Consider the following 1,897-nt stretch of genomic DNA (forward strand, 5'->3'; position numbering starts at 1 on the left):
GGGGGTGGGCTGATCGGGTGACAGCCGACTCGGCGGGGCCGCGGGCAGCGGTGCCCACCCGGCTGCCGGCAGCGCTGCCCACCCGGCCGCTGGCAGTGGTGCCGCTCGGGGCGGCGCGGAGGGGGGAGCCAGGAGCGGCCCCCCGGCACACCGGACACGTCCGGTACCCGCGCCCACCGGTCCTACCGGGAAACGGCTGTCACCCGCTCGCTCTCGATCCGCTTGGCCAGCGCCTCTTCCCCCAGCTGCTCCAGATTCCGGCACAGCACCACGGACCCCCCGGCCGCGAGCGGCGCGTACAGCCCCGCACTCAGCCCCTCCCACGTGTCGTACGGCAGCGCGGACAGCAGCCGCGACCCGGGTCCGGTCAGCCCCAGCCCCGGCGCGTCCCCCTTGGCCCGCTCCACGATCTCCGCCGCGGTGAGCTCCGCCCCGGCCACGATCAGCGCCGGCGCCTCCGGGTCGACCGGCGCGTACGGCGTGAACCGGTCGCCGTGGCTCGGCACGTCGACGGCGTAGTCGGCGTACCCGGCCGGCGGCGCGGGCACGAACCGCCGCCCGAGCGGCGCGAGCGACAGCGCGTACCGTTCCCCGCCGCACGCCAGCCCCGCGTCGAACCGACCGGGCCCGGCCACGACATGGTCGGCCCGCCCCGGATCGCCCTCGACGTCCGCGATCACGCCCACCGAGGAACACGCCAGCAGCCACACCGCCGCCTGCCAGTGCGCGGGCAGCAGCAGTGCGATCCGGTCGCCGGGTTCGGCGGACAGTTCGTCCTGGAGGAGGTTGGCGGTCTTCGCCACCCAATTGGCGAAGGTCGCGACGGACAGTTCGACGCGCTCGCCGGTGGCGTCGTCGTAGAAGGTCACCAGGGGCCGCGCGGGGTCCGCGGCCAGCGCGGAACGCAGCAGGTCGGCAGGGGTGCGATCGGTGGCAGTCACCCGCGCAAGCGTACGCGGGGGCGGGGGCCCGCATCGAGCGGCGGCGTCACCGGTTCGGCGGAACGGCACCGCGACAGCCCGTCAGTTCCCTCAAGTCCCCGATGGACAGGATTGTCTGACTATGTCCAGGATCAGGAGCATGCATGGATTCCTTGCTTCCTCCATCGGCGTCACCTGCGCGGCCGCCCTCGCCCTTCCGCTGACCCTGCCCGCAGCCCCGGCGGCCGCGAGACCGGGCGGGCTCCGGGAGGCAGGGGCGCCCGCGGTCCCGGGCGGCACCCAGTCGCTGCCCCTCGTGCCGCTCACCACCGACCGCCCCCTCGGCTCCCCCGCGGTCCAGGGGCTGCCGCGCCGCGACGTACGGCGCTTCTCGATGATCGGTCTCATCTGGGACGACCCCGCCGCCGAACTCCACGGCGACGTCCAGGTCCGCGTCCGGGCCGCCGGTACCGGCACCTGGTCGGGCTGGCAGGACGTCGAGACCCACAACGCCGACCACGCGGCGGACCCCGGCACGGAGGAGCGTGCCTCCGCCCGGGTCCGCGGCGGTACCGCACCGCTGTGGGTGGGTGACTCGGACGGCGTGGAGGTCCGGGTCCGGGCGACGTCCGAGGCCGCTGCCCACGGGGACGGCACGGAGGCCGGCACCCGCGAGGACGGCACCGGGGCCGACGTCCGCGCCCCTCGGGCGCCCCTGCCGCCTGGCCTCCGTGCCGTCCCCGTGGGCAGCGGCCTCGGACGTCGCCCGGACCCGGACCTCCACGCCGTCCGAGTCACCCACCCACAGCGGTGCGGTACCGCCGCGGACCCGGGCGGAGGCACGCTCCTCCGTGCCGGGGTCCGCCGCGTGGTCGGCGTTGTGGGTCTCGACGTCCTGCCAGCCCGACCAGGTGCCGGTACCGGCGGCCCGGACGCGGACCTGGACGTCGCCGTGGAGTTCGGCGGCGGGGTCGTCC

General features: G+C 76.3%; 1 protein-coding gene and 1 pseudogene. One reads left to right on the top strand and one right to left on the bottom strand.

The features are described from left to right. Positions 1–182: 182 nt before the first annotated feature. Positions 183–941, bottom strand: coding sequence for a TIGR03089 family protein (locus tag CCN42_RS39235; RefSeq protein WP_086741947.1), 759 nt, complete (start codon positions 939–941; stop codon positions 183–185). Positions 942–1,080: 139 nt separating this feature from the next. On the opposite strand from CCN42_RS39235, the pseudogene CCN42_RS45355 reads away from it, so the two are divergent. After that, positions 1,081–1,897 (top strand): annotated as a pseudogene (locus CCN42_RS45355) (hypothetical protein); the annotation flags it as partial.

It is taken from the genome of Streptomyces glaucescens (genome assembly GCF_002154375.1).
GTDB classification, from domain to species: domain Bacteria; phylum Actinomycetota; class Actinomycetes; order Streptomycetales; family Streptomycetaceae; genus Streptomyces; species Streptomyces glaucescens.